This window comes from Microtetraspora niveoalba (assembly GCF_001570405.1).
In the GTDB taxonomy this organism is placed as follows: Bacteria; Actinomycetota; Actinomycetes; order Streptosporangiales; family Streptosporangiaceae; genus Microtetraspora; species Microtetraspora niveoalba.
The window spans coordinates 117,219-131,960 of sequence record NZ_BBYM01000020.1 but is presented as its reverse complement, the minus strand read 5'-3'; the positions used below and the strand labels follow the sequence as shown (position 1 = coordinate 131,960).

Below are 14,742 nucleotides of genomic sequence, written 5' to 3'. Positions count from 1 at the left end.
AAATGGTAAGCGGTCAGCGGGTGCGTCCGTCCCATCGAGCGAGCCTCATATCCGCTCGTTCTCCCCGGAGCGGCGTGCCCTCCTCGCGCCATCGGGCGAGGCATTCGGCCTCGTGCCCCACTGGCGGGGACCCGTCCGCCCTGGGCACGCGCCACCAGGGGACGCCGCCGCCCCAGAGGGACAGGACCCGTCCCACCTGCCGCGGGCCACCCTCCCCCAGGTATTCCGCGATGTCCCCGTACGGCATGACCTTGCCGGGCGGTATCAGCTCGACCACGTCGAGCACCCGCTCGGCGTACTCGTTCAGGCGCTCCATTCGGCCGGCCCGGCCGCGATGATCTCTTCCAGCTTGCCGAACTCGTAGCTCGACGTCCCGTGGATCTGCTCGACGATGCCGTTCCTGATGCCGTACGCCTCGCCGTCCTCGCCGACGAGACGGGCTCCGACGAGGTCGGAGAGCAGGGCCAGCTGGGCCACGTGCCAGTCCGACCCCGGCTGGCCGGCCAGCCGGCCCGACCAGGTCGCCACCGGATGCACGGCGTCGCCGTGCCGCGCGAGAATCTCGCCGGCCTCGTGCGACCCGCGCAGCTCGAATCCGGCCTGCGCCGAAACCACGCTCGCGAGTTCGGCGTAGGCGAGCGGTGATTCACGCTCGACGCGCAGCTCGTACCCCATGAGCCGGGACCCTAGCGAACCTTTGCCCCCGCCTGTGCCCGAAAGTGCCGAGATCGACCACACCGCAGCCGAACCGCAGCCGAACGGGCATCAACATGTGATCACCGGCGAGTGAGCGCCGCGACCGCGGCGGTGAACGCGCAGACGCCGAGGAAGACGCCGATGCCGTAGATCCAGAGCCTAACGGGATCGGGTCCCGGCCGCTCGGGCGCCGGGGCGAGCCGGCCGTCGCCGAAGTGCAGGTCCTCCTCCACCGGGACCGCGCGTTCGTACCCGCCGAGCTCGCCCGCCCTCGCGAGCGCCGCCGCCGCGTCGACGACGCCGAAGCCGGTCTTCTTGTCGTATCCGGCGCCCTCGCGCCGGGACGAGGAGGTGAGGGCGCGGGCCACCAGCTCGGGTTTGAGGTCCGGGTACCGCGCCTTGATGAGGGCGGCGACGCCCGCGACGACGGCGCTCGCCGGGCCGCTGCCCGTCCTGCGGCCGTGGCCGCCGCCGGGGAGGGCGACGGGCAGGTCCACTCCGGGCGCGGCGACGAGGACGGACAGGTTCGCGCCGGAGGGGGTGCCCTTCCCCGCCGCGGCCACGCCCACGACGCCGGGATATCCGGCCGGGAACCGCCAGTGGTCCCCTCCGTCGCCCACGCCCGACACGATCACGACGCCGCGTGAGAGCGCGTACGAGATCGCGTCGCGGTCCATGCGGCCGACCGTGTAGGAGCCCGAGGGGATGTTGATGACGCTCGCCCGGTTGTTCGCGGCGTGCCGGATGGCGCGGGCGAGCGGGCTGTCGATCGCGGCTCCCGGCTCCGCCTGCGGATCGACGAAGCCGGCGGCCGGGGTCTCGGAGATCACGGGGATCGACATGACGCGCGCCCGCGGCGCGACGCCCCACGTGCCGCCCCCGCTCCCGTCCCCGGCGATCAGGGAGGCGGCGGATGTCGCCTCCCCGGGCGGCGACGTGGCCCGGCCGAAGACGGTGCCGGTCATGTCGGGTCCCTGCTCGACCCGGCCCTTCAGCTCGGAGGCGGTGTCGTCCACCCGGCCGTCGAGCACGGCGACGAGGACCCCGTCGCCCCTGGTGACCTTCCACGCCTTCTCGGCGTTGACGGCGTCGAGCACCGCGTGCTCACCGCCGGGGGCGGAAACAGCGGGCAAGGAAAGGGGCGCGGCGTGACCCGGCGCGGCGGGCGGCGACGCGAGGGCGAAGGCGGCGGCGCACAGCGCCGCCCGCCTCAGCACACGTTCCCCTGGGTGCACCGCGGGACCTCCGGCGGCTCGGCCAGGGATCGGGCGATGCGCGCGGCGATCGACTGCGCGGCCGGCCACATCTCGCTGTTCAACTGCTCCTCCGCAGGTACGGAGTCACGGGTCCGACCGTCGGTGTACCCCACCGAGGAGAAGACGATGTACGGCCCGGCGCCGACCCAGCTCGTCCGCTGCCGCTGCGCCGCGCCGAAGAGGTCCGTAACCGTGTTGGGAAAGGCGACCGGCCGCACGCCGACCCGGTCGTCCTGCGGCAGCTTGGCCGCGGCGTCCACCCTGGTCTGCTCGTCGCGGAGCACCGCCACCCCGACCGTGACGGCGAACGTCGCCGTCTGGTCCACGTACGTCGCCCGCAACATCGTGAGGCAGCGGTACCTGCGCAGCACGGATGCCACGGGCGAGTCGACCGCAGCCGCGCAGGAGGTCTCGGGGGCCACCCCCACCCGGCGGGCGTACTGCTGCGCGCGGCCGAGCCCGGCGTACTCGAGCTCCTCGGGGAAGACCATGCCGACCGGCCAGGCCCGCCATCGGCGCGCGACGTCCTCCTGGGCGTACCGGGCGCGCTCCGACTGGGTCAGCGGGCGCGGGCGCGTCTCCCGGAGCACGCCCACCGCACCGAGCAGGACGTTCACCGCGGCGACCGCGAGGACGACGCCCATGATCGTGAGGTACGTCGAACGGAGCCGGACGCCGCGTGCGAGCGCGGCCCGCTCCGCCGCCGCCCGGGCCGCCTCCGCCCGTCGCGTGGACGAGCTGCGCGGATGCGCGCCGGGCCGCTTCCCCGGCTGGTCGGGCGACATACCTCGATGCTACGTCTGAGGCCCCGTTCGCCAAGGAGCAGGCGGGGCCAGGGTGTCGTCGTCGTCGCGCCTGGCCCGCCGTACGAGGAGGACCAGGACGACCAGGCCGGTGCCGGCGCCGATGAGCCCGGCGACGCCGACGGCGCCGTAGACGACGATGGCCCGCTGGTCGCGCCTGACCACCGCCACGGGCTCGGTGTCGCGCTCCGCGGCGCCGACCTTGCGCGCCGGATCCTGCACGCCCGGCCCGGACGCGGTGGCGCGGTGCCGCGCGAGGTCCGCCGCCGTGGTCAGGGCCCGGTGCGCGTTGACCACGCCGAAGCCGGTGCCGGTGTTGTACCGGTTCCTGGTGGAGGCTGAGGAGGTGAGGGCCTGCGCGACCAGGGCGGGCGACATCCGGGGATGGCGCGCCTTGATCAGCGCGGCGACCCCGGAGACCAGGGCGGTCGCCTGGGAGGTACCCCGGCCGACCCAGTACTCGTCGCCGGGGCCCGCGCCGAGGATGTCCACGCCGGGCGCGGCCACCATGACCGAGGAGTTGCGGTTGGAGAACGTCGCGCGGCGCAGCGCGGGCGTGACCGCGGCGACCGAGATGACCCCGGGGATGGCCGCCGGATAGGAGTACGGCGCGTCGCGCTTGCCCGCGCCGTCGTTGCCCGCCGCGGCGACCAGGACCACGCCCTTGGAGATGGCGTACCGGATCGCGTCCCGCTCCTCCTCCGTCGGCAGGTCCTTGGAGATCGACAGGTTGATCACGTCGGCGCCGCGGTCCACGGCGTACCTGATGCCCTTGGCGACGACGGTCTCGTAGCGGACGTCGGAGTTGAACGAGCGGAAGCCGGGCTCCTCGTCTTCGAGGATCACCCGCACGGAGAGCACCTTCGCCTCCGGCGCGACGCCGATGACGCCGTCCTCGCGCCCGGGGCCGTGCCCGTGCCCGGCGATCAGCGAGGCCATGTACGTGCCGTGCAGGCGGGTGGGGGGAACGCCCTTGGGGTTCGCCCCCGCCGTGAAGTCCCTGCCGGTGATCACGGATCCGGCGAGGTCGCGGTGGCGGGGGTCGACGCCGGAGTCGAGGACCGCGACCGTGACGCCCGCGCCCTTGGTGACCCGCCAGGCGCGGGTGAGGTCGAGCGTGCGCAGCACGGCGTCCTGGCTCGCCCGCACGTCGTCGGCGTGCGCCGCGCCGGGGAGGAGGGCGATCGTGAGGGCCGCGAGCGCGGCGAGGACGCGCGGCCTCAGCACCTCCACTCCCTGGCGTCGCAGTCGGGCGCGGCGGGCGCGGTGAGCGCCGCCGCGATCTGCCCGGCCAGATCGCCGGTGAAGGTGAAGATGGTGGGGCGCTGCCTGCCGACCCAGCGCGCCGGACGACCGTCCACCTGCCCGGCCGTCGTCAGCACGACGTACGGCCCGGCCTGCCTGACGGTGCTCTCCTGGCGGCTGTCGGCGTTGAACCGGTCGGTCACGGTGCCGGGGAAGGACAGGGCCCGCAGCCCGGGCGAGGGTTTCCCGGCCTTGGGGAAGGCCGCCTCGGCGGCCGACGCGGAGACGGGATCGGGGAAGGCGGCGACGCCGACCGTGACGACGATCCCCTGGAGCTCGTCCATGTAGGTGGCGCGCAGGACGGCGCGGCATCCGGCCGCGCGTACGGGGGCGCGCAGGGGGGCGTCGACGGCGGCGGCGCAGTCGGTGCGCGAGGAGATGCCGACCCTCCTGGCCTTCTCCCGGCCGCCCTGCTCGCCGGTGTAACCGAGGGTGGCGGGGAAGATCCGGCCGGCGGGCCAGAGCTCCCACCTGCGGGCGACCTCGGCGGCGGACGCCTGCCGCAGCTCGCCGGCGCTCGGGCCCCTGGTGAGCTCGCCGGCCGCGGCGCCGGCCGCCACCGCGGCGATGACGGCGCAGATCACGGTGAGTGCGGACGCCACCATCAGCGCCGGCCACGTCCGTGTCCCACTCACGTCAGCGACCTTAACCCCACCTCGGCACAAATCCATCGAAAAGCCGAAACGACCACGCCGCGACCGCCGTCCCGATCGGGGGACGGCGGTCGCGGCGGCGGTGCGTCAGTAGGTGGGCAGCGAGGGGTCGACGGCCTTGATCCAGCTCAGCACGCCGCCGCCGACGTGGACGGCGTCGGCGAAACCGGCGTTCTTGAGGATCGCGAGGACCTCGGCCGACCGGGCGCCCGACTTGCAGTGCAGGACGATCTTCTTGTCCTGCGGCAGCCCCTCCAGGGCGGAGCCGTTGATGAACTCGCCCTTGGGGATCAGCACGGCGCCGGGGATGTTGACGATCTCGTACTCGTTCTGCTCGCGGACGTCGATGACGTAGACGTCGTCGCCGCGGTCCTGCATCTCCTTGAGCTCGAGCGCCGTGATCGTGGCACCGGCCGCGGCCTCCTGCGCCTCGTCCGAGATGGTGCCGCAGAACGCCTCGTAGTCGATCAGCTCGGTGATGGTGGGGTTCTTGCCGCAGAGCGGGCACTCGGGGTCCTTGCGGACCTTGACGTCGCGGTACTTCATCTCCAGCGCGTCGTAGATCATCAGACGGCCGACCAGCGGCTCGCCGATGCCCGTGATGACCTTGATGGCCTCGTTGACCTGGATGGAGCCGATCGACGCGCACAGCACGCCGAGGACGCCGCCCTCGGCGCAGGACGGCACCATGCCGGGGGGCGGGGGCTCGGGGTAGAGGCAGCGGTAGCACGGCCCGTGCTCCGACCAGAAGACGCTGGCCTGCCCGTCGAAGCGGTAGATGGACCCCCAGACGTACGGCTTGCCGAGCAGCACCGCCGCGTCGTTGACCATGTAGCGCGTGGCGAAGTTGTCGGTGCCGTCCACGATCAGGTCGTAGCCGGAGAAGATGTCCATCACGTTGTCCGTGGTGAGGGCCACGTTGTGGATCACCACGTTGACGAGCGGGTTGATCTCGCGGACGCTGGCCGCCGCGGAGTCCGCCTTGAGGCGGCCGACGTCGGACTGGCCGTGGATGACCTGACGCTGCAGGTTGGACTCGTCGACGACGTCGAAGTCGATGATGCCGAGCGTGCCGACGCCCGCCGCGGCGAGGTACAGCAGCGCGGGGGAACCCAGGCCACCCGCGCCCACACAGAGCACCTTGGCGTTCTTGAGCCGCTTCTGCCCGGCCATCCCCACGTCGGGGATGATCAGGTGGCGCGAGTAGCGGCGCACCTCGTCGACGGTCAGCTCTGCTGCCGGCTCTACCAGCGGTGGCAACGACACAGTCCCACTCCCGTTTCAGGGGGTCATCACAAGCATCTAGTGACAACCTAACCGGGGCCCTTCCGCATTCCCCAATCGGGAGGTCACCCGGCGCGTACGCGTGTCTCGGCGATCAGCCGGGCGGCCTCGCGGGCCACGATCCCGGGAAACTCCATCTGCGCGACGTGCCCGGCGTTGGGGATTGTGACGAGACGCACATCGGGGAACGCGCGTCCGGCGCGCCGCGCCATCCGGGCGTCCACGAGCCGGTCCCTGAGGCCGTGGATCACCAGCGTGGGCGCGGTCACCCGGGCGGCCTGCCGCCACAGGTTGTCCGGCCCGGTGCGGAAGTACTCGCCCACGATGCCCCTGGCGGAGCCGACCAGCGCCTGGCCCGCGTGCTCCAGCGCGTCCCGGCGGCGCAGCTCCTCCACGGCGAGCCGTACGCGTTCCGGGTGGACGCGGCCGACGTCGGCGTAGCACATGCCGAGCGTCGCCCGGACCCGCCGCTCGGCGGGGACCGCGCTCATCCGCCGGATCGCCCACTCCCCGACGCGCGGGGCGGCCGAGACGGCCACGCGGGCCGGGCCGTACCTGGGGAGCAGGTCGGGCAGCGCGGGTGACACGAGGACGAGCGACCTGACCAGTTCGGGCCGGGTGGCCGCGACGCGTACGGACACCGCGCCGCCGAGAGAGTTGCCGAACAGGTGGACCGGGCCGCCGAGGTGCTCGATCAGCGCGACGACCGCGCGGGCGTGGCCGTCCACCGAGTAGTCGCCGTCGGGGGGCGCCGGCGAGAAGCCCGCTCCGGGCAGGTCGAGGGCCCGGCCGCTGACCTCGCCGGCCAGCTCGCCCATCAGGTCGGTCCAGTTGGTGGCGGAGCCCGCGAGCCCGTGGACGAACACCGCCCGCTCCTCAGGTCCGCTCGGTGTCGCCCGTACGTGGATCCGCGTGTCTCCCAGCTCGATCAGCTCTCCCGGCCAGTCCGGAATCGGCTCGGCACCCACGCGTCCTCCTCTGTCCACCCGCCGCTTCCGACGATATCGCCCTCCCCCACCCCGCCATCCTAAATCGGACATTACGGGACATATCACATCATAATCAGCAATAAGAGTTCAACATCGTCAATAAAGCGACAAGCGCGGAGTAAAAGCGCACGATTGCCGTTTGTCGGGCGCTCTGCACGGAAATCAAGACAACCAGGATGCACCATCCAGTGACATCCGAGTCGTTTTTCAGAGGCATTTGAAAAACGTCGAAAAACGGGGCGACCATTCCTTTCAAGGGGGAAACGCAATGCCCAAGTTCAAGAGTGTCATCGCGGGGCTCGCCATCAGCACGGCGCTGACCGGCGGTGCCGTGGCGCTCGGCGCGGCGACCACCACCACCGCGGCGAACGCCGGCGTGGTCCAGGTCGGGTGTGGCGGCTGCGGCGGTGGCTGCGGCGGGGGCTGGGGTGGCCGCGGCCGCAACCGCAACCACAACCGCAACTTCAACCGGAACCACAACCGTCAGCACCAGACCAACCGTCAGAACCAGAACCAGCGCCAGTTCGTGATCAACAACATCCGCGTCGGCCGTGAGCGCGACCGGGGCTTCGACCGGGGCTTCGACGACTTCTAAACAACGGAGGCGACGAAGGATTCGTGACGTGCCCACGCTCCACCGGAGCCGCGGTTCCGGCCGGACGCGAGCCTCACGGAGAGCGCGGGCACGACGGAAGAACGAGAGCACTACACGGGGCGGTGGACGGTGATCCACCGCGATGACACCCGAGGGCTCCCGCAATGAGGAGTCGCGGGAGCCCTCACCACAGCAAGACCGGGACCACCCGGTCGGCGTACACCGCCGACCGGGTGGTCTTTTCGCGTTCCCCGCCCACTCATCAGGGCGTTCGCCATAGGGGCGCACGCCCGCCCCTCAGGGCGTTCACCATAGGGCGCAATTGCGACATATAGCGCACATCACCGCATAAGTAGCAGTAATCGCGCAACGTCTCCAATAAAGCGACAAGCGGACGGCAAAAGCCTCCGATCACCGTTTATCGCTCGACGCCGAAGGAAATCTAGACGACGCGAAGATGATCCACGTAAGGGTCATCCGCGAATTCTCCGAATTCGGAGAACGTCAGAGTGTCGGGCAAATCAATTCCTTTCAAGGGAGAATCGCTATGCCCAAGTTCAAGAACGTCGTCGGGCTTCTCGCCATCAGCACGGCGCTGACCGGCGGAGCCGTCGCGCTCGGCGCCGCCGCCACCACCACCGCGGCGAGCGCCTCCGTCGTCCAGACCTGGGGCGGCGGCTGCGGCGGCGGCTGCGGCGGCGGCTGGGGTGGCCGCGGCCACAACCGCAACCACAACCGCAACCACAACCGCAACCACCAGCGTCAGCACGAGCGTCAGACCGAGCACCAGCGCCAGCGCCAGCACGTGATCAACAACATCCGCGTGGGCCGCGACGGTGAGGAGTTCGACGACGACCTGCCGGAGATCCTGTCCAACGCCGCCGTGCTCGACGGCGAAGGCGACGACGACGGCATCTAAGGAGCCGCCCGCCGGCGCCGGCGAGAAGTGATCCCACGTGCCCGCGTTCCTCCGGGGCCGTACGGCCTCGCAGCAGGAGGCGGAAGGCCGCGGAGGGCGCGGGCACGCCTGACGAGTTGACATCCCGAATCCCGGAGGAGAGGCGGAACCCGGCCCGGTGGGCGCGGGGCTCCGAGGAGGGCGGCCATCCGCGGCCCTCGCCGGGAAATAGCGTCCGATCCGGCCGGCATCTCGCCGGCCGGATTTTTGCGCGCCTCTCCAACTCGGACATATCTCGCGAGTTCCCGCAAATCTGCGTTTATCATCGCAACATTAGTAATAGAGCGACAAGCAGCGCCTAAGAGCGGCCAACCATCGTTTGCCGCTCGATACGGAAGGAAATCACAGACCCGCGGGAGTGATCACCGAGGTCGCTCCGCCGTCCTCCGCGGCGACCCGGAAATCTCCGAAACGCCGGACCGGGAGGGCGAACGCATTCCTTTCGAAGGAGAAACGCAATGCCCAAGTTCACAAGACTCGCCGGGCTTCTCGCCACCGGCGCCGCGATGATCACGGGCGCCGTCGCGCTCGGCGCGGCGACCACCACCACCGCGGCGAACGCCGGCATGGTCCGGGTCGACGGCTGCGGCGACGGCTGGTGCGACGGCGGCTGCGGCGGCGGCGGCTGTGGGAACGGCTGGAACCGCAACTGGAACAACAAGAACCAGAGCCAGCACAAGGAGCAGAAGCAGAACCAGGAGCAGACGCAGTTCCTGATCAACGACGTCGTCGTCCCGGCCGACCGCAACCTGCCGCCGACCGCCACCACCACGTCGAGCTCCAACGGCAGGGACATCGTCCGCGAATTCCGAGTCCTCGACTGAGCCGCCGCACCCACCGAGGCGGGAGCACGGCCGGACCGACGGCTCCGCGCCGCGCGCACGGGATCAGGGCACGTAACGCGGGCGAGGCGCCGACTCCCGTTCACCGTCCGGAAAGCACGTACGTTCTCGACGATTCTCATAGGGACGACTCTCATAGGGACGGCGGCGCGCCTCCCGTCCGCGAGCCGTCATCCCATCCACATGGAAATCACATTCATCCGGCCGGCGTCTCGCCGGCCGGATTTCTTTTTTTGACCGCCCCGTCCCCCTGTTCGTACGGCACGGGCCGAGCGGGCGCGGCCCCTCGCCACGGGGCGATCCGCACCGATTGCTCCCCCAGAAATTCCGACATAAGGGGCATCAGTGGCAAATCAACTTCAACCGACCTACTTCATTAATAGAGCGACAAGCAAAGACTAAGAGCCGCCAACCACCGTTTGCCGCCCGACACGGACGGAAATCAGAGACACCGTGGAGATGATCCGGCAAGGGTCATCCGGGCACGCTTCCGAGAAAATTCCCGGAATTCCAGAGTGCCGGGGCAAATCAATTCCTTCCAAGGGAGAATCGCAATGCCCAAGTTCAAGAACCTCCTGGGGCTGCTGGCCGTCAGCACCGCGCTGACCGGTGGAGCCGTCGCCCTGGGCGCCGCCACGGCCACCACGGCGAACGCCGGCGTCATCCAGGTCGGCTGCGGCGGCGGCGGGTGCGGCGGCTGGGGTGGCCGCAGCCACAACCGCAACTGGAACCGCAACCACAACCGCCTCCGCCAGCACCAGCGTGAGCACCAGCGCCAGCAGCAGCGCCAGCGCCAGCACGTGATCAACAACATCCGCCTGCAGATCCCGCGGGAGCGCGAGCGCGAGCCGTTCCGTGAGGATGGCCGCGACGTCCGCGACATCCTGGCCGAGGACATCCTCGCCCAGCTCGTCCTGGCCCGCGGCGGCAACGGCGGCAACGGCGGCGCCATCTCCGGCTCCACCAACGCCAACGCCAACGGCGGCACCGGCGGCACCGGCAACGCTGCCGGCGCCGCCAACCAGAACAACCCGCTTGTCCCGTAAGTAAGCGCATTCTCCGGCCGTGAGATCGCCGAGCGAACAGCGGCGGACGGTCTCACCTTCCAGATAACCGGCGGCATGTGCCGCCGTCGCGCCTGAAGGCCGTTTCCACGGTATCCGCGTACTTATAACTACGCGGTTCTTCCTGACCGACGTTCACGAAGGACGCGAGCAGGCCGGAAAGGGGACAAAAGGTCCCCGCCGTCGGACCGGCCCCGGCGCGAACAGCGAGGGCGCTCTCTACCGGCTCACCCCTCGCCGAGAGGCACCACCCTGCCCGGCCCGCATTCATGCGACGCCGGGCAGGTTTTTTGACGCGGGATCCTTTTCCCGGAAGAACACGAACCGCTCGGGCGCCCGCACCGCCGTGCGCTGGAAACCCTCTGCGAGCAGAGTCGTGCCGTTCAGGGAGAGGCGCAATGTGCGACGTGTCCAACGAAATGAAAAGAGCTGACTAAGAGCGGAACCGCGGCGTTTGTCGTCTCACGGATCCGGAAATCAACATAATACGGAAATGCCGCGTCAAGGGCGTCCGGGGCATTCTTCGGATGGCTTTCACGAAGATGTCGAAGCGTCAAGAGGAACCTGATTCCTTCGGGGGGATACACAATGCCCAAGTTCAAGAACCTCGTCGGGCTGCTGGCCATCAGCACCGCGCTGACCGGCGGAGCCGTCGCGCTCGGCGCCGCCACCACGGCCACCACGGCGAACGCCTCCGTCGTCCAGACCTGGGGCGGCGGCTGCGGCGGCGGCTGCGGCGGCGGCGGCTGGGGTCGCGGCAACCGGAACCGCAACTGGAACCGCAACCACAACCGCCTCCGCCAGCACCAGCGCGAGCACCAGCGCGAGGAGCAGCGCCAGCGTCAGAATGTGATCAACAACGTGCGCGTGCAGACCCCGCGGGAGCGCGTGCGCGAGCAGGTCCGTGAGGAGCGCGGCCTGCGGGCCGAGGACATCCTCGCCCAGCTCGTCCTGGCCCGTGGCGGCAACGGCGGCAACGGCGGCGCCATCGCCGGCTCCACCAACGCCAACGCCAACGGCGGCAACGGCGGCAACGGCAACGCCGCAGGCGCCGCCAACCAGGACGAGCAGCTGGTCCCGTAAGTAAGCGCATTCTCCGGCCGTGAGACCGCCGATCGAACAGCGGCGGACGGTCTCACCTGACGAGAACACCGGCGGCGGCCTGGCCGCCGGTGCTCGAAAGCCGTATCCCCGCCTCTCCGCGTTCCGTCTGTAACGCGGTTCCTCCTGGCCCGCGTTCACGAGAAGAACGCGACCAGGCCGGAAAAGGGCCGAAGCCCGAGACGCGGGACGGCTACGACACCAGCAGCGAGGGCGCACTCTCATAACGCTTCCCTCGCGGAAAACACCACCCTGCCCGGCCTCGCCTCGTGCGAGCCGGGCAGGGTTTTTCGCACATTCCGAAGAGCACGGGGAAACAACTGCGTGACGCCCACATAGCCGCACACGGCGGAATCTCCTCCCGAACGGCTCCGCGTCATCCACATAACCACTCTCTGCGCGACGCGCCCAATGAAACGAAAAGAGCCGACTAAGAACTGAACAGCGGCGTTTGCCCTCTCCTTCACCCGGAAATCAAGACATTACGGAAATGCCACATCAGCGGCATCCGGGGCATTCTTCGGGGGATTCCACGAGGATGTCGAAGCGTCAAGCGGAATTGATTCCTTCAGGGGGAAACGCAATGCCGAAGTTCAAGAACCTCGTCGGGCTGCTGGCCATCAGCACCGCGCTGACCGGCGGAGCCGTCGCGCTGGGCGCCGCCACCACGGCCACCACGGCGAACGCCTCCGTCGTCCAGACCTGGGGCGGCGGCTGCGGCGGCGGCTGCGGCGGCGGCGGCTGGGGTCGCGGCAACCGGAACCGCAACTGGAACCGCAACCACAACCGCAACCGCCAGCACCAGCGCGAGCACCAGCGCCAGCAGCAGCGCCAGCGTCAGAACGTGATCAACAACATCCGCCTGCACATCCCGCGGGAGCGCGAGCGCGAGCAGGTCCGTGAGGAGCGCGGCCTGCGGGCCGAGGACATCCTCGCCCAGCTCGTCCTGGCCCGCGGCGGCAACGGCGGCAACGGCGGCGCCATCGCCGGCTCCACCAACGCCAACGCCAACGGCGGCAACGGCGGCACCGGCAACGCCGCAGGCGCCGCCAACCAGAACGCCAACAACCGGCCGTAAGTAGGCGCATTCTCCGGCCGTGAGACCGCCCGGCGACACGCGCGTGAGGCCGGTCTCACCTGACGAGAACACCGGCGGCGGTCAGTCCGCCGGTGTGCGAAAGCCGTATCCCCGCCTCTCCGCGTGCCACCTGGCACGCGGTTCCTCCTGACCCGCGTTCACGAGAAACGCGACCAGGCCGGAAAAGGGCCGGAAGCCCCAGACGCGGGACGGCTACGACACCGGCAGCGAGGGCGCACCCCCATAACGCTTCCCTCGCGGAAAACACCACCCTGCCCGGCCTCGCCTCGTGCGAGCCGGGCAGGGTTTTCCATGTTCGGCCTTTTCCGAAGAACACGCGACCGCACGCCGATCCGACGCCCGCCTACATACGGGACCGAATCGCGTCGTGAAGGTCTGCGCCGCCAACACGAACGTGTCGCACGCGGCGCGCCCAATGAAATGAAAAGAGCCGACCAAGGAGGGAATTGCGGCGTTTGTCATCTCCCTCCGCCGGAAATCAAGACATTACGGAAATGCCACATCAAGGGCATCCGGGGCATTCTTCGGGGGGTTCCCCGAAAGTGTCGAAGCGTCAAGAGGAATCTGATTCCTTCAGGGGGAAACGCAATGCCCAAGTTCAAGAACCTCGTCGGGCTGCTGGCCATCAGCACCGCGCTGACCGGCGGAGCCGTCGCGCTCGGCGCCGCCACCACGGCCACCGCGGCGAACGCCGGCGTCGTCCAGGTCGGGTGCGGCGGCGGCTGCGGCGGCGGCTGCGGCGGCGGCTGGGGCCGTGGCCACCGGAACCGCAACCACAACCGCAACCACAACCGCAACCACCAGCAGCAGCGCGAGCACCAGCGCCAGCAGGAGCACCAGCGCCAGAACGTGATCAACAACGTCCGCGTGCACATCCCGCGGGAGCGCGTGCGCGAGCAGGTCCGTGAGGAGCGCGGCCTGCGGGCCGAGGACATCCTCGCCCAGCTCGTCCTGGCCCGCGGCGGCAACGGCGGCAACGGCGGCGCCATCGCCGGCTCCACCAACGCCAACGCCAACGGCGGCAACGGCGGCAACGGCAACGCCGCCGGCACCGCCAACCAGCGGTAAGCGCATTTCACCGTTGTGAGACCGTGAACGACCGGGAGGTCGGTCCGCTCAACACATCGGCGCCGGTGTGAACCCGGCGACCTCGTGTGAGCGGAAGGATCGGGGACGCGGCGTCGCCCCGCGCGTCACCTGGATCACGCACCGCCCGAAGGCCGGCAGGTCGTCGTCCGGTCTCACCCAACTGGAAGAACCACGGCCCGTCCGGTCGGCCCAAGCCGCCCGGACGGGCCTTTCCGTGTACCGGGAGACGGCGCCGGATCCCGCTGGACCGGCGCCTCCCGCACGCCTCCCGCATTCGGCCGCCCGAATCGACCCGAGGGGCCCTCATACCCGATCGCCCGAACGGCTCACCGTCGGCGATTTCTCATTTCAATCAAAGGATCGCTCCCGGCGGAGCATATTCAACAAAACACATGTGACACCAAAGATCCGTACCTCACCGTTTGTCGCCCGGCAATCTCGGCAATCAAGACGATATCGAGATGATCCACTCCGGATGATCTCAATCGTTCTCCATCTCATCCCGGAGAGCGGCGAAAGGTAAGAGACAATCAATTCCTTTCAAAGGAGAAGCGCAATGCCCAAGTTCAAAAGCGTCATCGCGGGGCTGGCGATCAGCACCGCGATGACGGGTGGAGCCGTGGCGCTCGGCGCGGCCACCACCACGACCACGGCGAGCGCGGCCGTCGTCCAGGCCGGCTGCGGCGGGGGCTGCGGCGGCGGCTGGGGGCGCGCCCAGCGCAACCGCAACTGGAACCGCAACCACAACCGCAACCGCCAGCACCAGCGCGGGCACCAGCGGCAGCACCAGCGGCAGCGTCAGAACGTGATCAACAACATCACGATCCACCTGCCCAGGCAGGTCCTGGAGTTCCTGCGAGAGCGGCCGGAACCGGCGGTCACCGGCGCCGTGCCGGTCCCGGGGGCCGTCGGCTGAGTGGAGCCGCGCTCACGACCTCATCGTGATCATCGCTCGACCTGAGAGCGAGATCCGCGGGGAGGCGTGGACCACACAGGGGGAGACTTCCG

16 protein-coding genes are annotated in these 14,742 nt (G+C 70.0%); 8 read left to right on the top strand and 8 right to left on the bottom strand.

Going from position 1 to position 14,742, the window contains the following annotated elements:
- Positions 1-13: 13 nt before the first annotated feature.
- From AWQ70_RS21385 to AWQ70_RS21350, 8 genes are all read right to left on the bottom strand, one after another.
- Positions 14-316 (bottom strand): MGMT family protein, encoded by a 303-nt coding sequence (locus AWQ70_RS21385; RefSeq protein WP_067178853.1) that lies wholly within the window; start codon positions 314-316, stop codon positions 14-16.
- On the bottom strand, positions 304-675 hold the full coding sequence (locus tag AWQ70_RS21380) for a hypothetical protein (protein ID WP_067178850.1): 372 nt from the start codon (positions 673-675) through the stop codon (positions 304-306). The genes AWQ70_RS21385 and AWQ70_RS21380 overlap by 13 nt, the downstream gene beginning before the upstream one ends.
- A 101-nt stretch (positions 676-776) precedes the next feature.
- Positions 777-1,913 (bottom strand): S8 family serine peptidase, encoded by a 1,137-nt coding sequence (locus AWQ70_RS21375; RefSeq protein WP_067178848.1) that lies wholly within the window; start codon positions 1,911-1,913, stop codon positions 777-779.
- Positions 1,907-2,737: a hypothetical protein gene (locus AWQ70_RS21370; protein WP_067178846.1), complete on the bottom strand. Its 831-nt coding sequence runs from the start codon at positions 2,735-2,737 to the stop codon at positions 1,907-1,909. Before AWQ70_RS21370 ends, AWQ70_RS21375 begins: the two co-directional genes overlap by 7 nt.
- A gap of 9 nt (positions 2,738-2,746) precedes the next feature.
- The gene (locus tag AWQ70_RS21365; protein ID WP_067178917.1) at positions 2,747-3,982 is read right to left on the bottom strand and encodes a S8 family peptidase; all 1,236 of its coding nucleotides are present in this window, start codon (positions 3,980-3,982) and stop codon (positions 2,747-2,749) included.
- Positions 3,976-4,695, bottom strand: a complete 720-nt coding sequence (locus AWQ70_RS41390) for a hypothetical protein (protein ID WP_245647077.1) — start codon at positions 4,693-4,695, stop codon at positions 3,976-3,978. Before AWQ70_RS41390 ends, AWQ70_RS21365 begins: the two co-directional genes overlap by 7 nt.
- Positions 4,696-4,800: 105 nt before the next feature.
- Positions 4,801-5,979 (bottom strand): adenylyltransferase/sulfurtransferase MoeZ, encoded by a 1,179-nt coding sequence (gene moeZ / locus AWQ70_RS21355; RefSeq protein WP_067178844.1) that lies wholly within the window; start codon positions 5,977-5,979, stop codon positions 4,801-4,803.
- Positions 5,980-6,062: 83 nt separating this feature from the next.
- On the bottom strand, positions 6,063-6,965 hold the full coding sequence (locus AWQ70_RS21350; protein ID WP_067178843.1) for an alpha/beta fold hydrolase: 903 nt from the start codon (positions 6,963-6,965) through the stop codon (positions 6,063-6,065).
- A gap of 289 nt (positions 6,966-7,254) precedes the next feature.
- On the opposite strand from AWQ70_RS21350, the gene AWQ70_RS21345 reads away from it, so the two are divergent.
- The 8 genes from AWQ70_RS21345 to AWQ70_RS21310 all read left to right on the top strand — a co-directional run bounded on the left by AWQ70_RS21345 (position 7,255) and on the right by AWQ70_RS21310 (position 14,650).
- The gene (locus AWQ70_RS21345) at positions 7,255-7,581 is read left to right on the top strand and encodes a hypothetical protein (RefSeq protein ID WP_067178841.1); all 327 of its coding nucleotides are present in this window, start codon (positions 7,255-7,257) and stop codon (positions 7,579-7,581) included.
- A 547-nt stretch (positions 7,582-8,128) separates the two neighbouring features.
- On the top strand, positions 8,129-8,500 hold the full coding sequence (locus AWQ70_RS21340) for a hypothetical protein (RefSeq protein WP_067178840.1): 372 nt from the start codon (positions 8,129-8,131) through the stop codon (positions 8,498-8,500).
- A 497-nt stretch (positions 8,501-8,997) separates the two neighbouring features.
- The gene (locus AWQ70_RS21335; protein WP_067178838.1) at positions 8,998-9,363 is read left to right on the top strand and encodes a hypothetical protein; all 366 of its coding nucleotides are present in this window, start codon (positions 8,998-9,000) and stop codon (positions 9,361-9,363) included.
- Positions 9,364-9,935: 572 nt separating this feature from the next.
- On the top strand, positions 9,936-10,427 hold the full coding sequence (locus AWQ70_RS21330; RefSeq protein WP_067178837.1) for a hypothetical protein: 492 nt from the start codon (positions 9,936-9,938) through the stop codon (positions 10,425-10,427).
- Between the two features lie 606 nt (positions 10,428-11,033).
- Positions 11,034-11,528, top strand: coding sequence for a hypothetical protein (locus tag AWQ70_RS21325; protein WP_067178835.1), 495 nt, complete (start codon positions 11,034-11,036; stop codon positions 11,526-11,528).
- A 601-nt stretch (positions 11,529-12,129) separates the two neighbouring features.
- Complete coding sequence (locus tag AWQ70_RS21320) at positions 12,130-12,624, top strand: hypothetical protein (RefSeq protein ID WP_067178833.1); 495 nt, start codon at positions 12,130-12,132, stop codon at positions 12,622-12,624.
- A 609-nt stretch (positions 12,625-13,233) separates the two neighbouring features.
- On the top strand, positions 13,234-13,713 hold the full coding sequence (locus AWQ70_RS21315; RefSeq protein ID WP_067178832.1) for a hypothetical protein: 480 nt from the start codon (positions 13,234-13,236) through the stop codon (positions 13,711-13,713).
- A 577-nt stretch (positions 13,714-14,290) separates the two neighbouring features.
- Positions 14,291-14,650 carry a hypothetical protein gene (locus tag AWQ70_RS21310; RefSeq protein WP_067178830.1) on the top strand — a complete coding sequence of 120 codons (360 nt, stop codon included), beginning with the start codon at positions 14,291-14,293 and terminating at the stop codon, positions 14,648-14,650.
- Positions 14,651-14,742 lie beyond the last annotated feature (92 nt).

What these genes read in the sequence shown, in the direction of transcription:
- AWQ70_RS21385 (WP_067178853.1), bottom strand. Translation starts at nt 316, where the DNA reads ATGGAGCGCCTGAACGAGTACGCCGAGCGGGTGCTCGACGTGGTCGAG.
- AWQ70_RS21380 (WP_067178850.1), bottom strand. Translation starts at nt 675, where the DNA reads ATGGGGTACGAGCTGCGCGTCGAGCGTGAATCACCGCTCGCCTACGCC.
- AWQ70_RS21370 (WP_067178846.1), bottom strand. Translation starts at nt 2,737, where the DNA reads ATGTCGCCCGACCAGCCGGGGAAGCGGCCCGGCGCGCATCCGCGCAGC.
- AWQ70_RS21345 (WP_067178841.1), top strand. Translation starts at nt 7,255, where the DNA reads ATGCCCAAGTTCAAGAGTGTCATCGCGGGGCTCGCCATCAGCACGGCG.
- AWQ70_RS21340 (WP_067178840.1), top strand. Translation starts at nt 8,129, where the DNA reads ATGCCCAAGTTCAAGAACGTCGTCGGGCTTCTCGCCATCAGCACGGCG.
- AWQ70_RS21335 (WP_067178838.1), top strand. Translation starts at nt 8,998, where the DNA reads ATGCCCAAGTTCACAAGACTCGCCGGGCTTCTCGCCACCGGCGCCGCG.
- AWQ70_RS21330 (WP_067178837.1), top strand. Translation starts at nt 9,936, where the DNA reads ATGCCCAAGTTCAAGAACCTCCTGGGGCTGCTGGCCGTCAGCACCGCG.
- AWQ70_RS21325 (WP_067178835.1), top strand. Translation starts at nt 11,034, where the DNA reads ATGCCCAAGTTCAAGAACCTCGTCGGGCTGCTGGCCATCAGCACCGCG.
- AWQ70_RS21320 (WP_067178833.1), top strand. Translation starts at nt 12,130, where the DNA reads ATGCCGAAGTTCAAGAACCTCGTCGGGCTGCTGGCCATCAGCACCGCG.
- AWQ70_RS21315 (WP_067178832.1), top strand. Translation starts at nt 13,234, where the DNA reads ATGCCCAAGTTCAAGAACCTCGTCGGGCTGCTGGCCATCAGCACCGCG.
- AWQ70_RS21310 (WP_067178830.1), top strand. Translation starts at nt 14,291, where the DNA reads ATGCCCAAGTTCAAAAGCGTCATCGCGGGGCTGGCGATCAGCACCGCG.